The organism is Streptomyces sp. ID05-26A (assembly GCF_033794685.1).
Classification (GTDB): Bacteria; Actinomycetota; Actinomycetes; order Mycobacteriales; family Pseudonocardiaceae; genus Lentzea.
The window spans coordinates 1,375,753-1,392,180 of record NZ_JARAYZ010000001.1; the positions used below are offsets into that span (position 1 = coordinate 1,375,753).

Consider the following 16,428-nt stretch of genomic DNA (forward strand, 5'->3'; position numbering starts at 1 on the left):
GGAACGTCGGGCGAGGTACCGCCCATCGGGGCAGGATCAAGGCGAACAAGTCACTACTGGGGGAAGAGCGTTCAGATGGCGGAACAAGGCCTCAAGGTCGACTTCGACGCCTTGACCGGATACGCGTCGGCCGTGAGCGGTCTCGCGAGCGAGGTCGGCACCGTCGGCACCGGCACGTTGAACGGCACCACGAGCCTGCCGGGCGACTGCTTCGGCAAGCTGGGCAACGAGGTGGGGCTCAACGCCGCGTTCCAGGCGGCCGCGCAGGCCCAGCTCGACGCGCTCAAGGCCGCGTCGACGGGTCTCGCGGGCCTCGGCACCGCGGTCTCGAAGGCCCGCGAGGCCTACATCGCCCAGGAGGAGGCGCACAAGGCGTCGATCAACAAGGCGGCGCAGGTATGAGCGTCGAGGGACTGCTGAGCCAGTTCATCGCGCCCATGAAGGAGAACCTCGCGAAGCTCGACGGCGACACCGGCGGGGCGACGCGGGCGGGGGACGCGTTCGGCCGCGCGCAGACCGCGATGACCGACCTCGGCACGCGGCACGCCTCGGCCTCGACCGCCGTGCTGAACTCGTGGACCGGTGACAAGGCGAACGCCTTCACCGGCCGCGTCTCCACCTTCGCCTCGGCCACGAACCTGTTGTCCTCCAACGCTTCCGCACTCAAGACCGCAGCCTCGACGGGCGTCACCGCGGTGACCGGCGGCCGCACCGCGATCCAGGGCCTCATCGACGAGTTCACGTCGAAGGCGACCCCGAAGCTCTCGGCCGCGCTCGCCCTGTCCCTGGTGGCCGGGCCCGGCGTGGTGCTGGCGGCCGTCGCGGACCTCGCCGGCATGGCCTCCGGTTACCAGAGCAAGACCGCGGCCGAACTGCAGAAGGTGCGCGACCAGCTCACGCAGCTCGTCGGTCAGCTCAACGGCCTGCAGAAGCCCGACGCCGGCGCGCTCGGGAAGCTCGGCGAGCCGCTGGGCGGTGACGAGGGCACCACCTCGACGTCGGGCGCCACCGACACCAAGAAGCCGCAGGAGTCCGGTCCCGCCTCGAACTCCGGCAGCTCGGGTTCGGGTGGTGGCGGCGGTTCCGGTGGCGGTGGTGGCGGCGGTGGCGGCAGCGGTTCGGGCGGCGGTGGAGGTGGTGGCGGCTCCGGCCCGCGCCTGCCCGTCGCGATCCCGCCGCAGCCCGGTGAGGGTGTCGGCGTGAACCTGCCGGACGGCAGCAGCGCCGAGGCACCGAACGAGACCGCGGCCAAGGCCGTGCGCAACGCGTTGTCGGCGCTGGGCACCCCGTACGTGTGGGGCGGCGCGAACCCGCCCCAGGGCACCGACTGCTCGGGCCTCACGCAGTGGGCGTACGGCGGCGCGGGCTTCGACATCCCTCGCCCGGCCTCGTCGCAGGCGATGGGCGCGTCGGTGCCGGCGGACCAGCTGCTGCCCGGCGACCTGGTGGTGTGGGACGGGCACGTGGCGATGATCATCGGCAACGGCCAGATGGTCGAGGCCGGCGACCCGGTGCAGGTGCAGCCGATCCGCACGACGAACAGCGGGATGTCGTTCTACGGCTTCTACCGGCCCACCGGCTGACTTCACACCGAGGAACACCGCATGCGGCACACTGTCCCCGGCAGGGGGTGATCGAAGTGGACGACGACGTCCAGCGCGCCGCGCGGAAGGTGCGCGATGTCGAGCAGGCCGTGTCGGAGCACGTCACGCGCAGTGGTCCCATCACGGGACGAGCGTCCTCTCCGGACGGCGCGGTGACGGTGGTCGCGACCCCCGGCGGTCCGCCCCAGCAGATCGCGGTGAGCGCGGCGGCGTTGCGGATGGGCCCGCACGGGCTGGCCGCCGAGATCATGCGCGTCGCCGAGAAGGCCCAGCGCTCCGCGAACACCCGCCTGCACCAGACCCTGGAACGCGTGGTCGACCCGCGCGAGCTCACCGCGCTCGGGGTCGAACGCGGTCAGGACGAGGACGACCTCGGGTGGCGGCGGTGAACGAGGAACGCCTGCAGGCCACCGAGCAGCTCCAGCGTGAGCTCGGCGCCCTCACCGCCACGATCGAGCACCCGAACGGGATGTGCATGGTCACGGCGTCACCGAAGGGCGAACTCAAGGCCCTGCACCTGCACCCCGCGCTGCTCCAGCAGGGTGCGCAGGCCGTGGGCCAGGTCGTCACGGAGACCGTGCAGCTCGCCACGAACGCGGCCGTGCAGATCAGCTTCAACAAGATGGCGCTGGCACTCGGTGACGGAATGGCGATCGACGTCGAGTCCATCACCGGCGACTCACCCTTCCGGTCGACGTGGAACCCCGTCGTGGCGCCCGAACCGCCTGCTGAGCAGGCACCACCGGAGCGCAGGCAGCGGGCGCCGCGCGTCGAGGACACCGACGACGACGCCTTCTTCGACAACCCCTCGTGGCTCCGGTGAGCAGCACCGTTAGGCTCGTCGACGGCATCAGGCAGGCGTGACCGGGAGGTCAGGATGGCGCAGGACATCGTCCCCATCGAGCTGGGGCTGACGCAGGGTGACGTCGTCACGCTGTGGGCACCCCGCTGGCGCGAGAAGGGCGAGGAGTGGGAGGCGTTCCTCGGTGACGAGGAGGACCTGTTCGTCTTCCCCGACGCCGCGCACCTCGCCGCGTTCGTGCGCACCGCCGAGGAGCACGACCTGACCGACCACCCCGCGTGGCCGGTCGTGCCGTCGCTGGGCGTGGCGGACCTCTCGCCGGACGACAACCACCAGTTCGACCTCGTCGGCGTGCCCGAGCTCGTCGCGGAGGACCCGGACACCTGGACGATCGGTGAGCTCGCCGACGTCGTCGCGATCGTGCGAGCCCTCGCGGACGTCTGCGACCTGGAGAAGGTCCACGAGGTGCTCGACAGCGCCGAGGGCTTCTCGCTGCTGCCGCAGGGCACGCTGCCGTTCAGCGGCCGTGACGGCGGCAAGCTGTGGGGCGAGCTGTCCGAGGTCGTCTCCGAGAAGTGGGACGAGGTCCTCGACGCGATCGACAGCGTGGTGAACACGCCGGAGGTCCCCGAGAAGGAACTCGCGGTCGCCCAGGAGGAACTCGCCGCGCTGGAGGCCGCCACCGCTGCCGCCGCCGTCGACTCCCCCGCGGACGAGGACTCCGACGAGGAGAAGGCCGAGCCCACGGGCTTCTGGGCCGAGGTCGGCGTCGACCCGATCAAGATCATCACGTCGGCCGGCGAGTTCTACACGCTGCGCTGCTACCTCGGCGACGACCCGGTGTTCCTGGGCCGCCGCGGCAAGATCGAGGTCTTCTCCTCGCCGCGCGCGCTGAGCCGCTTCGTCGCCGAGAACGACGAGCACGACCTGGCCGAGGTCGAGACCTGGAACGACATCAAGGTCAAGGCCACCGCGGGCGAACTCGACGTCGAGGTCGACGACGACAACGTCTACGTGCTGACCGGCATCGCCGAGGACATGGAGGAGGGCCCCGACTCCCTCGACCCGCAGCAGCTCGACCTCGCCGTCGAACTGTTCGAGGACGCGGCCGAGTGGGCGGAGGACGAGTCCGTGAAGACCGCGCTCGCCTCGTCCGAGTCGCTGGGCTGGCTCGTGTCGTTCGTCGTGTCGCCGGACCCGACGCGTCTCGCGCCGTCGGCTCCGTACGACGCCGAGGTGGCCGCGTTCCGCACGCTGCAGGCCTCGTTCGAGGACCGGCTCAGCACCAACTGAGTCCTTGATTCGGGAAGGGCCGCTCACCACTGGTGAGCGGCCCTTTTTCATGTCTTGTACTCGTCTGTATGATACAGGTTTATGACAGGTTCGCGGGCGCAGCGCCTCGCCACTGAACTGCGCGAACGCATCACGCTCGGCGACTACGGCCCGGCCGGCTCGCTCGAGAGCGAAGCCGAACTGGGCCGTCGTTACGAGGTCAGTCGCGTGACCGTGCGCCGCGCGTTGGAGCAACTCCGCGACGAAGGCCTTCTGGCGTCGCGGAAAGGCGCCGGCTGGTACGTGGTGTCGTTCGCGCAGCCGCTGGCACTCGGCACCTTCCAACACGCGCAGTCGGCGGTCGCCGAAGCCGGTGTCTCGCTAGTGCGGACCGTTCTCGAGTACGGGTACCAGGCAGCTTCCGCCGGTGTCGCGTCAACGCTGGGTTCCGGCGAGATGCTGCGCGTGCGTTCGTTGCGCCGCACGGGAGACACGCCGCTGGACGTCGTCACGGAATGGGTGCCGCTGGCGCTGGCCGCACCGGTCAGCCGCGCCGACGCCGAGTCGCCCGGCACGTGGGAGACGTTGCGGCGCAACGGAACCCAGATCGCCGTGGTCCGGCAGAACATCGCGGCCGTCGCCGCCGGCGACCTCGGCGTGCTGCTCGGCGTCACGGCCGCCACACCGGTGTTGCTGGTGCGCCGCATCGCCTTGGACGCGTCGGAGCACCCGATCGCCCTGTCCGAGCACCACTACCTGGGCCATCGGTTCCAGCTGGAGGTCGAGTTCCGCGGCTGGCCCGGCGCGGAACCTCCCGGCGTCGCGGCTATTCCCTCGGAGGACTGACCATGCGCGTGCTCATCACCGGCGCGGCCGGGTTCATCGGCTCGCACTTCACCCGCTACTGGCTGCGCGAACACCCCGCGGACGAGGTGATCGCGCTCGACGCGCTGACCTACCGCGGCACCCGCGCGAACCTGCCCGCCGACGTGCCGTTCGTGCACGCGGACATCGGTGAGGCCGATGTCGAAGGCGTCGACGTGGTGGTGAACTTCGCGGCCGAGTCGCACAATTCGCTGGCCGTGCTGGATCCCGGCCGGTTCTTCCGCACGAACGTCCTGAGCACACAGGCGTTGCTGGAGTCCTGCCGTCGCGCGGGCGTTCGGCGTTTCCACCACGTGTCGACATGCGAGGTGTACGGGGATCTCGCGCTGGACGCGACCGAGGCGTTCCACGAGGAGTCGCCGTACCGGCCGCGCACGCCCTACAACGCGTCGAAGGCCGGCTCGGACCACGCCGTGCGTTCGTACTTCGAGACGTTCGACCTGCCGGTGACGATCACCAACTGCGCCAACAACTACGGGCCGAACCAGTTCCCCGAGAACGTGCTGCCGCTGTTCACGACCCGCGCGTTGAACGGCGAGCAGCTGCCCGTCTACGCGTCGAGCGACAACCGCCGCGAGTGGATCCACGTGCTCGACCACTGCCGCGCGATCGACGCCGTGCTGCAGGAGGGTGTCCTCGGCCGGACCTACCACGTGGGCACGGGCGTCGAGGCGAGCGTCGACCAGATCGCCGACCTGGTGCTGGACGAGCTCGGACTGCCGCTGTCGCGGAAGTCCGTCGTCGCCGACCGCCCCGGCCACGACCGCCGCTACCTGCTGGACTCCACGCGAATTGGCCGCGAACTGGGCTGGCGCCCGGAGATCGGCTTCGAGGCCGGTGTCCGGGACACCATCCGCTGGTACGCGGCCAACCGCGCGTGGTGGGAGCCGTTGCTGCGGCTCAGCGCGATCGACGAGGGCGCATGGGCTACGACGCGGTGAGCGAGGCGTACCCCGGCTTGACCAGCTCGTTGATGATCGCCAGCCGCTCGTCGAACCCGATGAACGCCGACTTCATGGCGTTGATCGTGAACCACTGCAGGTCCGCCCAGCCGTAGCCGAAGGTCTCGGCCAGCGCGGCGAACTCGCTGGAGAGCGTGCAGTCGCTCATCAGGCGGTTGTCGGTGTTGACGGTGACGCGGAACCGCAGCTTCGCGAGCAGGCCGATCGGGTGGTCGGCGAGCGTCGGCGCGGCACCGGTCTGCAGGTTCGACGTCGGGCACATCTCCAGCGGGATGCGGCGGTCGCGGACGTACGCGGCCAGCCGTCCCAGCTGGACGGTGCCGTCGCCGGAGACCTTGATGTCGTCGACGATCCGCACACCGTGGCCGAGCCGTTCGGCACCGCAGTGCTGGATCGCCTCCCAGATGGACGGCAGGCCGAACGCCTCACCGGCGTGGATGGTGAAGTGCGTGTTCTGCTGGCGCAGGTACTCGAACGTGTCGAGCCCCCTGGTGGGAGGGAACCCGGCCTCGGGGCCCGCGATGTCGAAGCCGACGACACCGAGGTCGCGGTAGCGGACGGCGAGCTCGGCGATGCGCAGCCAGCCCTCGTTCTGGCGCATGGCGCACAGCAGCGTGCCGACGCGGATCTTGCGACCGGTCGCCGCGACGCGCTGCTCGCCGATGCGGAAGCCCTCCTGGACGGCCTCGACGACCTGCTCCAGCGAGAGGCCCTTCTCGGTGTTCAGCTCGGGCGCGTACCGGATCTCGGCGTAGACGACACCGTCCGCGGCCAGGTCCTCCACGGCCTCGGCGGCGACGCGGACGAGAGAAGGCTCGTCCTGCATGACACCGCACGTGTGGGCGAAACCTTCGAGGTAGCGCACCAGCGAGCCGGAGTTGGCGTTGTCGCGGAACCAGCCGCCGAGGACACCCGCGTCTGTGGTGGGCAGGCCCTGGTAGCCGGAGGCATCGGCGAGTTCGATCACCGTCTGCGGGCGGAGGCCACCGTCGAGGTGGTCGTGCAGCAGCACCTTCGGCGCGCTGCGGATGGACTCCAAGGTAAGCGGCGTGGACATTGCTACACGTTACTCCAGGCGGCGGGTCCGACCGAGGGGCCGCGCGGAGCTCCACCGAACGCGACACGCCGCCCCGGTGCTGGCAGAAATGATCTTGTCACCGATATGATCATTTGCTGGATCAACGTCGTTGCAGATCCGTGATCAGCAACTTTCTGCAACCAACGCGAGGCTTGAGTCACCCCAAGGTAGGAACATCATCGGTGGCTACTGCGTGCTTTCAGGCGGCCACTCAGCGTTCAGAGTAGTCAGGTAACCTGATCGGGTTAGTTGCCCGTCCGTACCCGGCCATTCTCTGGCGGGGGTGGTACAGCGACGTCCCGTGACGCGGATAGGCTCCCGTGGTCTCCCCCTCCCCTGGACGAAGGCACTCAGCCGTGACAGAGAACAACAACTCCACGATGTCCTTCGATCGGATGCGCAACATGCTCACGCGCGCCGCGGAGATCCGTGAGAGCGAGCAGCAGCAGATCTTCGACGCGCTGGACGAGATCCACGCCCGGATGTCGCCTCTGGAGTCGCTGGGTTCGGTTCGCAAGCGCCTGTCGGAGCTGCCGGACCGCACCGAGGTCAGCGTTCTCGCTGAGCGCCTGGACGAGGCCCTCGCCAAGCTGGAGGCCCAGGACACCGCCGTCGCCGACATCGGTCGCGCGGTCGACGCCCTGGTGGACAAGCTCGCCAAGCCCTTCGCCCAGTTGGACGGCCGCCTCGACGGCGTCGCCGGCCGCTTCGAGGGAGTCGCGGGCCGCATGGACGGCCTGGAGGACAAGCTCTCCAGCATCCACAAGCGCATCGACGACATCGATGGCCACATGGACAAGCAGGACAGCAAGGTCGACGCGATCCCCGCCGCCGTCACCAACCCGCTGCGCGAGCGCGTCGAGGCCCTCGAAGCCGCCCTGCGCGGCCGTCTCGACGAGGTCGACGAGGGCGTGCACGAGCACCTCGACGGCACCCGCGAGGCGCTGCAGAAGATCCTCGCCGAGTCGTTCTCGAGCGTCCACGGCCGCGCCGACGAGCAGCGCGACGCCCTCGCCGCCGCCCGCGCCGAGCTGACGTCCGCCGTCGCCGAGAGCCGCGCCGCGGTGACGTCCGCCGTGACCGACAGCCGCACGCAGCTCGTGACCGCGCTGACCGAGCGCACCGACCAGCTGGCCGCCTCCCTCGGCGAGACCCGCACCGAGCTGTCCGGCGCCGTGGCGGAGACCCGCGGCGAACTGGCCGGCGTCGTGGCGGAGACCCGCGACTCGCTCGCCGGTTCCCTCAACGAGACCCGCGAGTCGCTGGTCGGTTCCCTCAACGAGACCCGCGAGTCGCTCGCCGGTTCGCTCGCCGAGACCCGCACCGAGCTCGCGACCGCCGTCGCCGACACGCAGAACGTCGTCAACGGCAAGCTCGACGAGGCCCGCACCGCCCTGTACGCGGCGATCGAGCAGTCCCGCGACCAGGTCGACGCCGCCGACCGCCTCGAGTCCCTGGCCCGCCGCCTGGAGCTCGTCACCTCGCAGCTCGACAACATGACCAACCGCCTCGACAAGGTCGAGGACGGCTTCGCCGCCCGGATCTCCGAGCTCGGCGGCACGGTCGACGCGAGCCTCACGAAGGTCGCCGAGACCGTGGGCGCCCGCCCGGACGCCGACTCGCTGCAGTCTCTGGTCCGCAAGTCGAACCAGGAGTCGGAACTGCGCATCGGCGGCCAGCTGGACGAGGCCATGGCCACCTTCGCCGAGCTCATCCTCGGCGGCGGCTCGCCCACCCCGCCCCCGCCGCCCACCGCCCTGCCGCGCCCGCAGCGCCGCACCCGCAAGAACGGCGGCCCGAAGCCGGCGAACGGCGGCAAGGACGTGGACGACGACGACCTGGCGGCCGAGGGCGCCTGATCGCCTGAACCGCTCGAGAGCGGCCCCCGGAGCAACGACGCTCCGGGGGCCGTTCGTCATTTCCAGCGAATTCCGCACGCCGTGTAATAGTCTGCAATTCTGGATCAACTCGGCATCGCGAGACTAAGATTTTCGACCATGAAACATCCGCCAATCACCTTTCAAGGCGCCCTGCAGATCCTCGGTCAACATGAACGGCCGTGGCTCGAAAAGGTGAACAGAGCAGCTGGCGGAATCATTCTCGCGACCGGGTTCATCCCCGCGTCGATAGCGATCTCGTCGATCTGGGGCTGGATCGACCAGAAGAACGAGGGCACGAGCCTCCTGCGCTCAGGCTTGGACGGCGCCGCACGACGACTCACCGACACCGTCGGTCTCGAACGCAACCAACTGGTGATCGCCGCTCACACCGCGCTGGCCATGAGCGCGTTCTTCGAGGCTGTCGCGGACTCGCCGTTGGGCAGGCTTTACGCGGAGGCGGCCGTATCTGACCGCTACAAGCTCCAGCTCGCCGGGGCGGACGAGGATCTGGTGGACTCGACCGTGCGCGCTCTGTACAAGGTCAACGTCCCCGCCCCGACCGCAGTGGTCGGATTCGTCGAGAACGCGGACCGCCTGCTGACGTGGGCAGAGGACATGTACCTCAGGACGGCCGCCTTCGTGCGCCTCGTCCTGGACGACCCGATCACCCTCGAAGCCTGGCAGTCAATCGGTGGGGCGCAACGTGCCGCAGGCCAGGCAATGGTGGACAAGTACCAAAGCCACTACTACGAGTTCTCCGCGAAGATACCCGAGTTCGCGGTGTGGTCGAACAGCTTGGAGCACGCTGCCACCCGTTCGGCGATGGGCGGTCTCGAACAACTGCTTTCACAGATCGCAGGATCGACGACCGAGATTCGGGACATGCGGTCAGTGGTCCGCGAGGTGAATGTCGGCGTGTTGCGTGACCCCGTGCTCGACTTGCACACCGACGGCTATGGATTCGACACTCCATTCCCTTCCGCGGAGGCGCTGTTCGTCAAGCCGGACTGCCGTGTCGCCACCTCGGGTTCCAGCGCCACGATCAGCAGCGAGGACTGGTGGCAGCGGCAGAAAGTCGAGAAAGACCTGTGCCTGGTGCTGGCCAGGCACTTCACCTCAGCGGACGCAACAGTGCTGCCGTTGCTGCTTCTCGGACACCCTGGCGCGGGCAAGTCATTGGTGACGAAGATGATCGCGGCACGGCTGCCGGATTCGCAGTACACGGTCGTCCGCGTACCTCTTCGCCACGTCGACGCCAACGCACTCCTCACCGACCAGGTGCAGCAGGCCCTGGATCAGTCGACGCACGGTCGCGTGCAGTGGTCGGATCTGGTCGACCAGAGCACCGAGGTCACCAAGGTGCTGCTGCTGGACGGTCTCGACGAACTGCTGCAGGCCAGCACCGGAGAGCGCACCGACTACCTGGTCAGGATCTCTGAGTTCCAACGCCGCGAAGCGGACATGGGCCATCCGCTCGCGGTGATCGTCACCTCGCGCACGCTCGTGGCGGATCGCGTCACGGTCCCCCGCAACACCCCCGTGGTCAAGCTGGAGGAGTTCAACGACGACCAGATCCGCGAGTGGGTCCGAAACTGGAACGACTCCAACACCAGCGATCGGCTCCCCGAGATGTCGATCTCGTGGGCGCTGACTCACCGGCATCTCGCATCACAACCGTTGCTGTTGCTGATGCTCACCCTCTATCGCGCCCACCGCGGCGCGGAAGCCGAAGTCGAGCTCTCGCCGACCGATCTGTACGAACGGCTCTTCAACGACTTCGCGCGCCGCGAGATTAGCAAGCGCGAAGGCAAGCCGCTGCAGGGCGATGAAGTCGAAGACGCCGTTCATCTCCAACTCCGCACGCTCGCGATCGCGGCGCTCGGCATGTTCAACCGAGGCCGTCAGGACATCATCGAGCAGGAACTCGGCGCTGACTTGAAGTCGCTGGAGGGCCCCACCACGTCGGGGAAGCGGCTGCTCGCCGAGTTCTTCTTCATCCACAGCCCCGAGGCGAGGGCCTCCGCAACCGTGCGCAGCTACGAGTTCCTCCACGCCACCTTCGCCGAATATCTCGTGGCCGACCGCATCGTGGACGTACTTCGCGACGTGACCGAAAGCGCCTTCGGCCGCAGGGCACGGCGCACACCTGAAGACGACCTCTTGTTCGCCCTGTTGTCACACCAACCTCTCGCCATCCAGCAACCCGTGCTCGAGTTCGTCCACGAGAAACTCGCCAAACTCGACGCAGACGAACTCGACCACGTTCGACAAACCCTCGACATCCTCCTGGACGGCTACCGGAGGCGATTGCCGTCGCGGCGCTTCGGCGACTACCGACCGACACCCTTCGACAGCATGCGTTCGACGGCTGCCTACGCGGCAAACCTGGTGCTGTTGCGAATCCAGTACCCGTTGTCGGGCACAGGAGCACCCCTGGAAGATGTCTTCTCCGACGAAGATCCCTTGCCACCGTGGCGTGCCACGGTGGACATGTGGAAGGCCTTCCTCGACGAGGCCGGCTACAACGCAATGCTCGGAGCCGTCGACCTGGTCGACGGACGTACCATTGCGAGAGTCGGCCTGACCGGTTCAGTGCCAGAACTCCACGCTTTTCACCACGCCAGGCTGCAAGATGATCGCGACACTCTCTCGATCTTGCGGACCGGCGCAGTCGTCACTCGATCGATCGCATATCTGAGGATGCGCGGCTCCGCACAGTCGCGAGCTGACGAGTGGTACGAGCACGTGTCGGCCTGGCTGCACGCAAGCGCCTCCGCAGAGCACCTCGTCTCACCGAGGATCGCGATTACGGACATGCCTTGCGAGGTCTCCCTGGAGAATCGAGCTGATATCGCTCAAAGAGCGACGGCGATCGTTCACGAAAGCGACTCGATAGTCAACAACACCGCTGCCATGCTGTGGCTCGCACAGCAATTGGGAGTTCCTGGGGAGAGCATCACGAGAGCGGTAGTAGAACGAGCTTCAGTCGGCTCCGATCTGAAAGTCCGCGAGAATATCACCGAATCCGCTCAACAGTCTCGCATCACCATCGCCGTGAGCCCCTCCAGCAAATGGCTCAGACGAGGCGGAGGAAACGAGTTGGACGAGCTTCTACTCAGCCCGAGAAGTCACAGAAAGACCTCGCACCACTTCGTCAAACCGGCGATCAAACTTGCCGACATCGGCCGAACTGCTGTGTACTACTGCGTTTCCTTCGACGACTCGAACGCCGAAGTGAAAGTACAGCAGCTCGAGTTCTTCGGCGGGTCCGGTACAACAGCTGCTCGCGACCTCGGACGATTGAAAGAGCTGTGGGAACCCACCGGATCTGGGATCGACCCTCACGTAACTACGCCTGGGACAGCTCATCCCGAGGTGCTCCCGGAAGACGCTGGATCTCCGCCGGATTGAGCACCTTCGGTCCGCGAACAGGCGGTGGCCTGGGACACACCACGCGACGCTGTTGAACCGCCACCACCCCGCATCACGTGACCACAACGAGAGCGCTCACACGCACCGTGGTTATGCTCGCGCCAGCTGGGGGTGACCAAAAGGGCAGCCGGGGGCGTCCAGAAGGGAAGTCCGTGCAACAGCGAGTTGTCGCCAACCGCTACTCACTGCTCGCCGAACTCGGCCGCGGTGCGATGGGCGTCGTGTGGCGTGCGCAGGACCAGGTGCTCAACCGGGCCGTCGCGCTCAAGGAGCTGCACCCACCGCAGGGCATGGCCGCCGAGGAGCGCAACGTCCTCGAAGAGCGCATGCTCCGCGAGGCACGGACCGCGGGCCGGCTGAACCACCCGGCGGTGGTGACGGTCTACGACATCGTCCGCGAGAACGACCGCACCTACCTCGCGATGGAGCTGGTCGACGCGCTCGACCTCGCCTCCATCGTGCAGCGGCACGGGCCGCGGGACTCGACCTGGATGGCGAACGTCGCGTTGCAGGTGCTGGGCGCGCTGGAGACCGCGCACCAGGCCGGCATCGTGCACCGGGACGTCAAGCCCAGCAACATCATGGTGCGGCCGGACGGCGCGGTGAAGCTCACCGACTTCGGCATCGCGCAGGCCATGGACGACCCGCGCCTCACGCACAACGGCGGCATCGTCGGCTCGCCCGCGTACATGTCGCCGGACCGGCTGCACGGCTTCGAGGCCTCGCCGGCGTCCGACCTGTGGGCGCTCGGTGTCACGATGGCGCACGCCGTCGAGGGTGTCAGCCCGTTCGAACGCACGTCCACCGCGTCGACGTTGCACGCGGTCATGAACGAGCCGCCCGTGTTGCGACGGGCCTCGCCCGGCCTGGCCGAGGTGATCCGCGGGTTCCTGACCGTCGATCCCGCACGCCGGCTGACGGCACCGCACGCGCGGCAGATGCTGACCGCGATCGTCCAGGGCGCCACGCAGGTTTCGTTGCCGCACAACAACAACGACGGCAAGAAGAAGGGCACCGCGCTCAAGGTCGCCGCCGTGGTCGTGGGCATCGCCCTGCTCGCCGGTGCCGCGTTCGCCGGTTACCAGGCGCTCAAGCCCAAGGAGACGACGAACGCCGGGCCGAACACCAGCACGAACCAGACGCAGGAGAACTCCACCGAGTGGACCGACCCCGCGTCGTTGCCCGTGGGCGCGCCGCTGCCGTCACGGCGCATCGCCACGTTCGGACGCGGTGGTGACGTGCCGGAGTGGAACCTCTCGGGCACGCAGTGCGCCAAGGACTTCCTCACGCAGGGCTCGCCGGTGCGGCAGGACGTGCCGTGCAGCGGTCCGCACGGCATCCAGCTCTTCTCGGCCGCGACCCCGTTGTGGGACAAGCCGAAGGACATCGCCTACCCCGGCACGCAGTGGCTGGCCGACTTCGCCAAGAACTACTGCACCGAGCAGTTCAAGGTCATCGAGCCGAAGATCAAGGAGCCGCTCGGCTTCACCGGGCTCGTGCCGACGCAGAAGGAGTGGGAGGCGTACAACGACGCCGCCGCGCCGGGCCGCCAGGAGGTCCTGTGCGTGCTGTGGAAGCAGGACAGGTCGCCCCTGGCGGGCTCGCTCGTCGGCTAACCGCGGATGGTGTCGATCACCAGCGGTGAACGCTCCGGCGCGGAGTCGGCAACGCTGTAGGCGCCTTCCAACGCCTGCAACGCACCGGCCACCGCGTCCGGGGTGTCGGTGTACAGCTCCAGCAACGGCTGCCCGGCCTCGACGACATCGCCGGGCTTGGCCAGGCAGAGCACGCCGGCGCCGAACTGCACCGGGTCCTCCTTGCGGGCCCGGCCGGCACCGAGGCGCCACGCCGCCACCCCGACGCCGTAAGCGTCCAAAGTGGACAGCACGCCGGACGCGGGCGCGACGACAACGTGCTTGTGCGACGCCACGGGCAGGGCAGCATCCGGATCGCCGCCCTGGGCCCGGATCATCCGCGCCCAGACCTCGAAAGCCTCACCGGACGCCAGCACGGCAGCCGGATCAACGGAGATCCCGGCCAGCGACAACATCTCGCGTGCCAGCGCCACCGTCAGCTCGACCACGTCGGCGGGGCCGCCACCGCGCAGCACGTCGACGGACTCCGCCACCTCGACCGCGTTGCCGACCGCGCGTCCCAGCGGCACGGACATGTCGGTCAGCAGGGCCGAGATCCGCACGCCGTGCTCGACGCCGATGGCCACCAGGGCCTCGGCCAAAGCACGGGCCGACCGAAGGTCCTTCATGAACGCGCCCGAGCCGACCTTCACGTCCAGCACCAGTGACTCGGCGCCCTCGGCGATCTTCTTCGACATGATCGACGACGCGATCAGCGGGATCGCCTCGACGGTGCCGGTGACGTCCCGCAACGCGTAGAGCTTGCGGTCGGCCGGAGCAAGTCCTTCGGTGGCAGCACAAACGACGGCACCGACCGACGAGAGCTGAGAAAGAATCTCCGAAGTGGACAGTGCGGCCCGCCACCCGGGAATCGACTCCAGCTTGTCCAGGGTCCCGCCGGTGTGGCCCAGCCCGCGGCCCGAGAGCTGTGGCACGGCCGCGCCACAGGCGGCGACGAGAGGTGCCAGCGGCAGCGTGATCTTGTCGCCGACACCGCCCGTCGAGTGCTTGTCGACGGTCGGGCGATCCACGTGCAACGACAGCCGCTCGCCGGACGAGATCATCGCCTGCGTCCAGCGCGCGGTCTCGGCGGCCGTCATGCCGTTGAAGAAGATCGCCATCGCCAGCGCGGACATCTGCTCGTCCGCGACGGCGCCGCGCGTGTACGCGTCGATGACCCAGTCGATCTGCGCGTCCGACAACGCCGCGCCGTCACGCTTGGCGCGGATGACGTCCACTGCGGAAAAGCTCATGGCAGGTCCTCCGGTCCGAACGCGTCCGGCAACACCGACGACATCGGCAACACACCGGAAGGCGTGTCCACCAAGCAGTCCCGGCCGCCCAGTTCGTAGAGAACCTGACGGCACCGGCCGCACGGCATCAGCAGCTCACCGGCACCGGACCGGCAGGCAACGGCCACGAACCGGCCGCCACCCGTCAGACGCAACTGCCCGGCCATCGTGCACTCGGCGCACAGGCCCACGCCGTACGAGGCGTTCTCGACGTTGCAGCCCGTCACGATGCGGCCGTCGTCGCACAACGCCGCGGATCCGACCTGCAGCCCCGAGTACGGGCAGTGGGCGAACGACGCCGCTTCCACAGCCCGTGCCCGGAGCAGGTCCCAGTCGACGTCAGCCACGGCGGTAGACCACACCGTCGGCGGCCGGCATTCGCAGGCGTTGCGAGGCAACGGCGAGCACGGCCAACGTCACCATGTGCGGCGCGTAGGACACGAACTCGCTGGGGATCTCGTCGAGGCTGATGTACAGCAGGTACATCAGCACGGCCACGACGATCGCCGCCGCCGCGGAGTACCACTTCCGGCGGATGAGCTGCCACACCACGATCACGCCGAGCAGCAGCACCACGCCGTAGACCAGCGCCAGCACCGTCTCGCCGCCCGAACGCAGCTGCAGGCCGTCGGCGTAACCGAACAGCGCCGCACCACCCAGCAGACCGCCGGGCCGCCAGTTGCCGAAGATCATCGCGGCGAGGCCGATGTAGCCGCGGCCGCCGGTCTGACCCTCCAGATAGGACAGCTGACCGGGGTTGAGCACCAGCGCGGCGCCACCCAGGCCGGCGAGACCACCGGAGACGATCACGGCGACGTACTTGTGGAAGTACACCTTCACGCCCAGCGAGTCCGCGGCGTGCGGGTTCTCGCCGACCGAGCGCAGGCGCAGGCCGAAGCGGGTGCGCCAGAGCAGGTAGTACGACAGCGGCAGCAGCAGGATCGCGAGCATCGTCAGCGGCGAGACACCGGTGACGAGGCCGCGCAGGATGCCCGCGACGTCCGAGATGAACAGGCGCTGCCCGGCTTCGAGCTCACCGAGCCAGTCCCCGAGGCCACCCGCCGAGTACGTGTCGAACGGTGCGACCGGCGGCGACTGGCGCGGGTTGTTCGAGAGCGGGAAGAACACCAGCGTCGACAGGTACTTCGTCAGACCGGCGCCGAGCAGGTTGATCGCCACACCGGAGACGATGTGGTTGACGCCGAACGTGACCGTCGCGATCGCGTGCAGCAGACCACCAAGAGAACCGAACACGACCGCCGCGACGACGGCGGCCCAAGGACCCCACTGGTAGCCGGCCCACGCCGCTCCCCAGGTGCCCATGATCATCATGCCTTCGAGGCCGATGTTGACCACGCCGGCGCGTTCCGCCCACAGGCCGCCGAGACCGGCGAGCAGGATCGGCAGGCCGAGCCGGACCGCGGTCTGGGTCGTGCCGGACGACGTGAGCTGCGGGAACCCGGTCTGCATCGAGGTGATCGACAGCAACGCGATCGCGCCCGCGACACCGAGCATGGCCACGGCCCAGCCGGGGACCTTGCGCTTGCGAGGCGCCGCCGGGATGTGCGGCTTCTCCTCCATCGTGCT

At 68.6% G+C, this 16,428-nt stretch carries 14 protein-coding genes; 10 read left to right on the forward strand and 4 right to left on the reverse strand.

Features of this window, described 5'->3' with window-relative positions:
• Nucleotides 1-75 precede the first annotated feature (75 nt).
• The 7 genes from PV646_RS06660 to PV646_RS06690 all read left to right on the forward strand — a co-directional run bounded on the left by PV646_RS06660 (nt 76) and on the right by PV646_RS06690 (nt 5,504).
• On the forward strand, nt 76-402 hold the full coding sequence (locus PV646_RS06660; RefSeq protein WP_500340603.1) for a type VII secretion target: 327 nt from the start codon (nt 76-78) through the stop codon (nt 400-402).
• Nucleotides 399-1,583: a C40 family peptidase gene (locus PV646_RS06665; protein ID WP_500340604.1), complete on the forward strand. Its 1,185-nt coding sequence runs from the start codon at nt 399-401 to the stop codon at nt 1,581-1,583. Before PV646_RS06660 ends, PV646_RS06665 begins: the two co-directional genes overlap by 4 nt.
• A 56-nt stretch (nt 1,584-1,639) precedes the next feature.
• Nucleotides 1,640-1,993, forward strand: a complete 354-nt coding sequence (locus tag PV646_RS06670) for a YbaB/EbfC family nucleoid-associated protein (RefSeq protein ID WP_500340605.1) — start codon at nt 1,640-1,642, stop codon at nt 1,991-1,993.
• The gene (locus PV646_RS06675; RefSeq protein WP_500340606.1) at nt 1,990-2,427 is read left to right on the forward strand and encodes a YbaB/EbfC family nucleoid-associated protein; all 438 of its coding nucleotides are present in this window, start codon (nt 1,990-1,992) and stop codon (nt 2,425-2,427) included. Before PV646_RS06670 ends, PV646_RS06675 begins: the two co-directional genes overlap by 4 nt.
• A 54-nt stretch (nt 2,428-2,481) precedes the next feature.
• Nucleotides 2,482-3,699: a SatS C-terminal domain-containing protein gene (locus tag PV646_RS06680; protein ID WP_500340607.1), complete on the forward strand. Its 1,218-nt coding sequence runs from the start codon at nt 2,482-2,484 to the stop codon at nt 3,697-3,699.
• Nucleotides 3,700-3,780: 81 nt separating this feature from the next.
• Complete coding sequence (locus PV646_RS06685; RefSeq protein WP_500340608.1) at nt 3,781-4,524, forward strand: GntR family transcriptional regulator; 744 nt, start codon at nt 3,781-3,783, stop codon at nt 4,522-4,524.
• A 2-nt stretch (nt 4,525-4,526) separates the two neighbouring features.
• Nucleotides 4,527-5,504, forward strand: a complete 978-nt coding sequence (locus PV646_RS06690; protein WP_500340609.1) for a dTDP-glucose 4,6-dehydratase — start codon at nt 4,527-4,529, stop codon at nt 5,502-5,504.
• Here the strand turns inward: PV646_RS06690 and PV646_RS06695 are convergent.
• Nucleotides 5,491-6,582, reverse strand: coding sequence for an adenosine deaminase (locus tag PV646_RS06695; protein ID WP_500340610.1), 1,092 nt, complete (start codon nt 6,580-6,582; stop codon nt 5,491-5,493). The two genes, PV646_RS06690 and PV646_RS06695, sit on opposite strands and share 14 nt — an antisense overlap.
• Before the next feature lie 401 nt (nt 6,583-6,983).
• Here PV646_RS06695 and PV646_RS06700 point away from each other — a divergent pair, with 401 nt between their 5' ends.
• The 3 genes from PV646_RS06700 to PV646_RS06710 all read left to right on the forward strand — a co-directional run bounded on the left by PV646_RS06700 (nt 6,984) and on the right by PV646_RS06710 (nt 13,531).
• On the forward strand, nt 6,984-8,462 hold the full coding sequence (locus PV646_RS06700) for a hypothetical protein (RefSeq protein ID WP_500340611.1): 1,479 nt from the start codon (nt 6,984-6,986) through the stop codon (nt 8,460-8,462).
• A gap of 138 nt (nt 8,463-8,600) precedes the next feature.
• Complete coding sequence (locus tag PV646_RS06705; RefSeq protein ID WP_500340612.1) at nt 8,601-11,894, forward strand: NACHT domain-containing protein; 3,294 nt, start codon at nt 8,601-8,603, stop codon at nt 11,892-11,894.
• 173 nt (nt 11,895-12,067) lie between these two features.
• Nucleotides 12,068-13,531 carry a serine/threonine-protein kinase gene (locus PV646_RS06710; RefSeq protein WP_500340613.1) on the forward strand — a complete coding sequence of 488 codons (1,464 nt, stop codon included), beginning with the start codon at nt 12,068-12,070 and terminating at the stop codon, nt 13,529-13,531.
• On the opposite strand, the gene PV646_RS06715 is transcribed toward PV646_RS06710, so the two are convergent.
• The 3 genes from PV646_RS06715 to PV646_RS06725 are packed head-to-tail and all read right to left on the reverse strand — an operon-like array spanning nt 13,528 to nt 16,422.
• Nucleotides 13,528-14,802, reverse strand: a complete 1,275-nt coding sequence (locus tag PV646_RS06715; protein WP_500340614.1) for a thymidine phosphorylase — start codon at nt 14,800-14,802, stop codon at nt 13,528-13,530. The two genes, PV646_RS06710 and PV646_RS06715, sit on opposite strands and share 4 nt — an antisense overlap.
• Nucleotides 14,799-15,188: a cytidine deaminase gene (locus PV646_RS06720; RefSeq protein WP_500340615.1), complete on the reverse strand. Its 390-nt coding sequence runs from the start codon at nt 15,186-15,188 to the stop codon at nt 14,799-14,801. Before PV646_RS06720 ends, PV646_RS06715 begins: the two co-directional genes overlap by 4 nt.
• Nucleotides 15,181-16,422, reverse strand: a complete 1,242-nt coding sequence (locus tag PV646_RS06725; RefSeq protein WP_500342296.1) for an ABC transporter permease — start codon at nt 16,420-16,422, stop codon at nt 15,181-15,183. The genes PV646_RS06720 and PV646_RS06725 overlap by 8 nt, the downstream gene beginning before the upstream one ends.
• Nucleotides 16,423-16,428: the final 6 nt, after the last annotated feature.

Excerpts from the sequence above, each read along its gene's own strand:
- PV646_RS06660 (WP_500340603.1), top strand. The coding sequence starts at position 76 with ATGGCGGAACAAGGCCTCAAGGTCGACTTCGACGCCTTGACCGGATAC.
- PV646_RS06665 (WP_500340604.1), top strand. The coding sequence starts at position 399 with ATGAGCGTCGAGGGACTGCTGAGCCAGTTCATCGCGCCCATGAAGGAG.
- PV646_RS06680 (WP_500340607.1), top strand. The coding sequence starts at position 2,482 with ATGGCGCAGGACATCGTCCCCATCGAGCTGGGGCTGACGCAGGGTGAC.
- PV646_RS06685 (WP_500340608.1), top strand. The coding sequence starts at position 3,781 with ATGACAGGTTCGCGGGCGCAGCGCCTCGCCACTGAACTGCGCGAACGC.
- PV646_RS06690 (WP_500340609.1), top strand. The coding sequence starts at position 4,527 with ATGCGCGTGCTCATCACCGGCGCGGCCGGGTTCATCGGCTCGCACTTC.
- PV646_RS06695 (WP_500340610.1), bottom strand. The coding sequence starts at position 6,582 with ATGTCCACGCCGCTTACCTTGGAGTCCATCCGCAGCGCGCCGAAGGTG.
- PV646_RS06700 (WP_500340611.1), top strand. The coding sequence starts at position 6,984 with ATGTCCTTCGATCGGATGCGCAACATGCTCACGCGCGCCGCGGAGATC.
- PV646_RS06705 (WP_500340612.1), top strand. The coding sequence starts at position 8,601 with ATGAAACATCCGCCAATCACCTTTCAAGGCGCCCTGCAGATCCTCGGT.
- PV646_RS06715 (WP_500340614.1), bottom strand. The coding sequence starts at position 14,802 with ATGAGCTTTTCCGCAGTGGACGTCATCCGCGCCAAGCGTGACGGCGCG.
- PV646_RS06725 (WP_500342296.1), bottom strand. The coding sequence starts at position 16,422 with ATGGAGGAGAAGCCGCACATCCCGGCGGCGCCTCGCAAGCGCAAGGTC.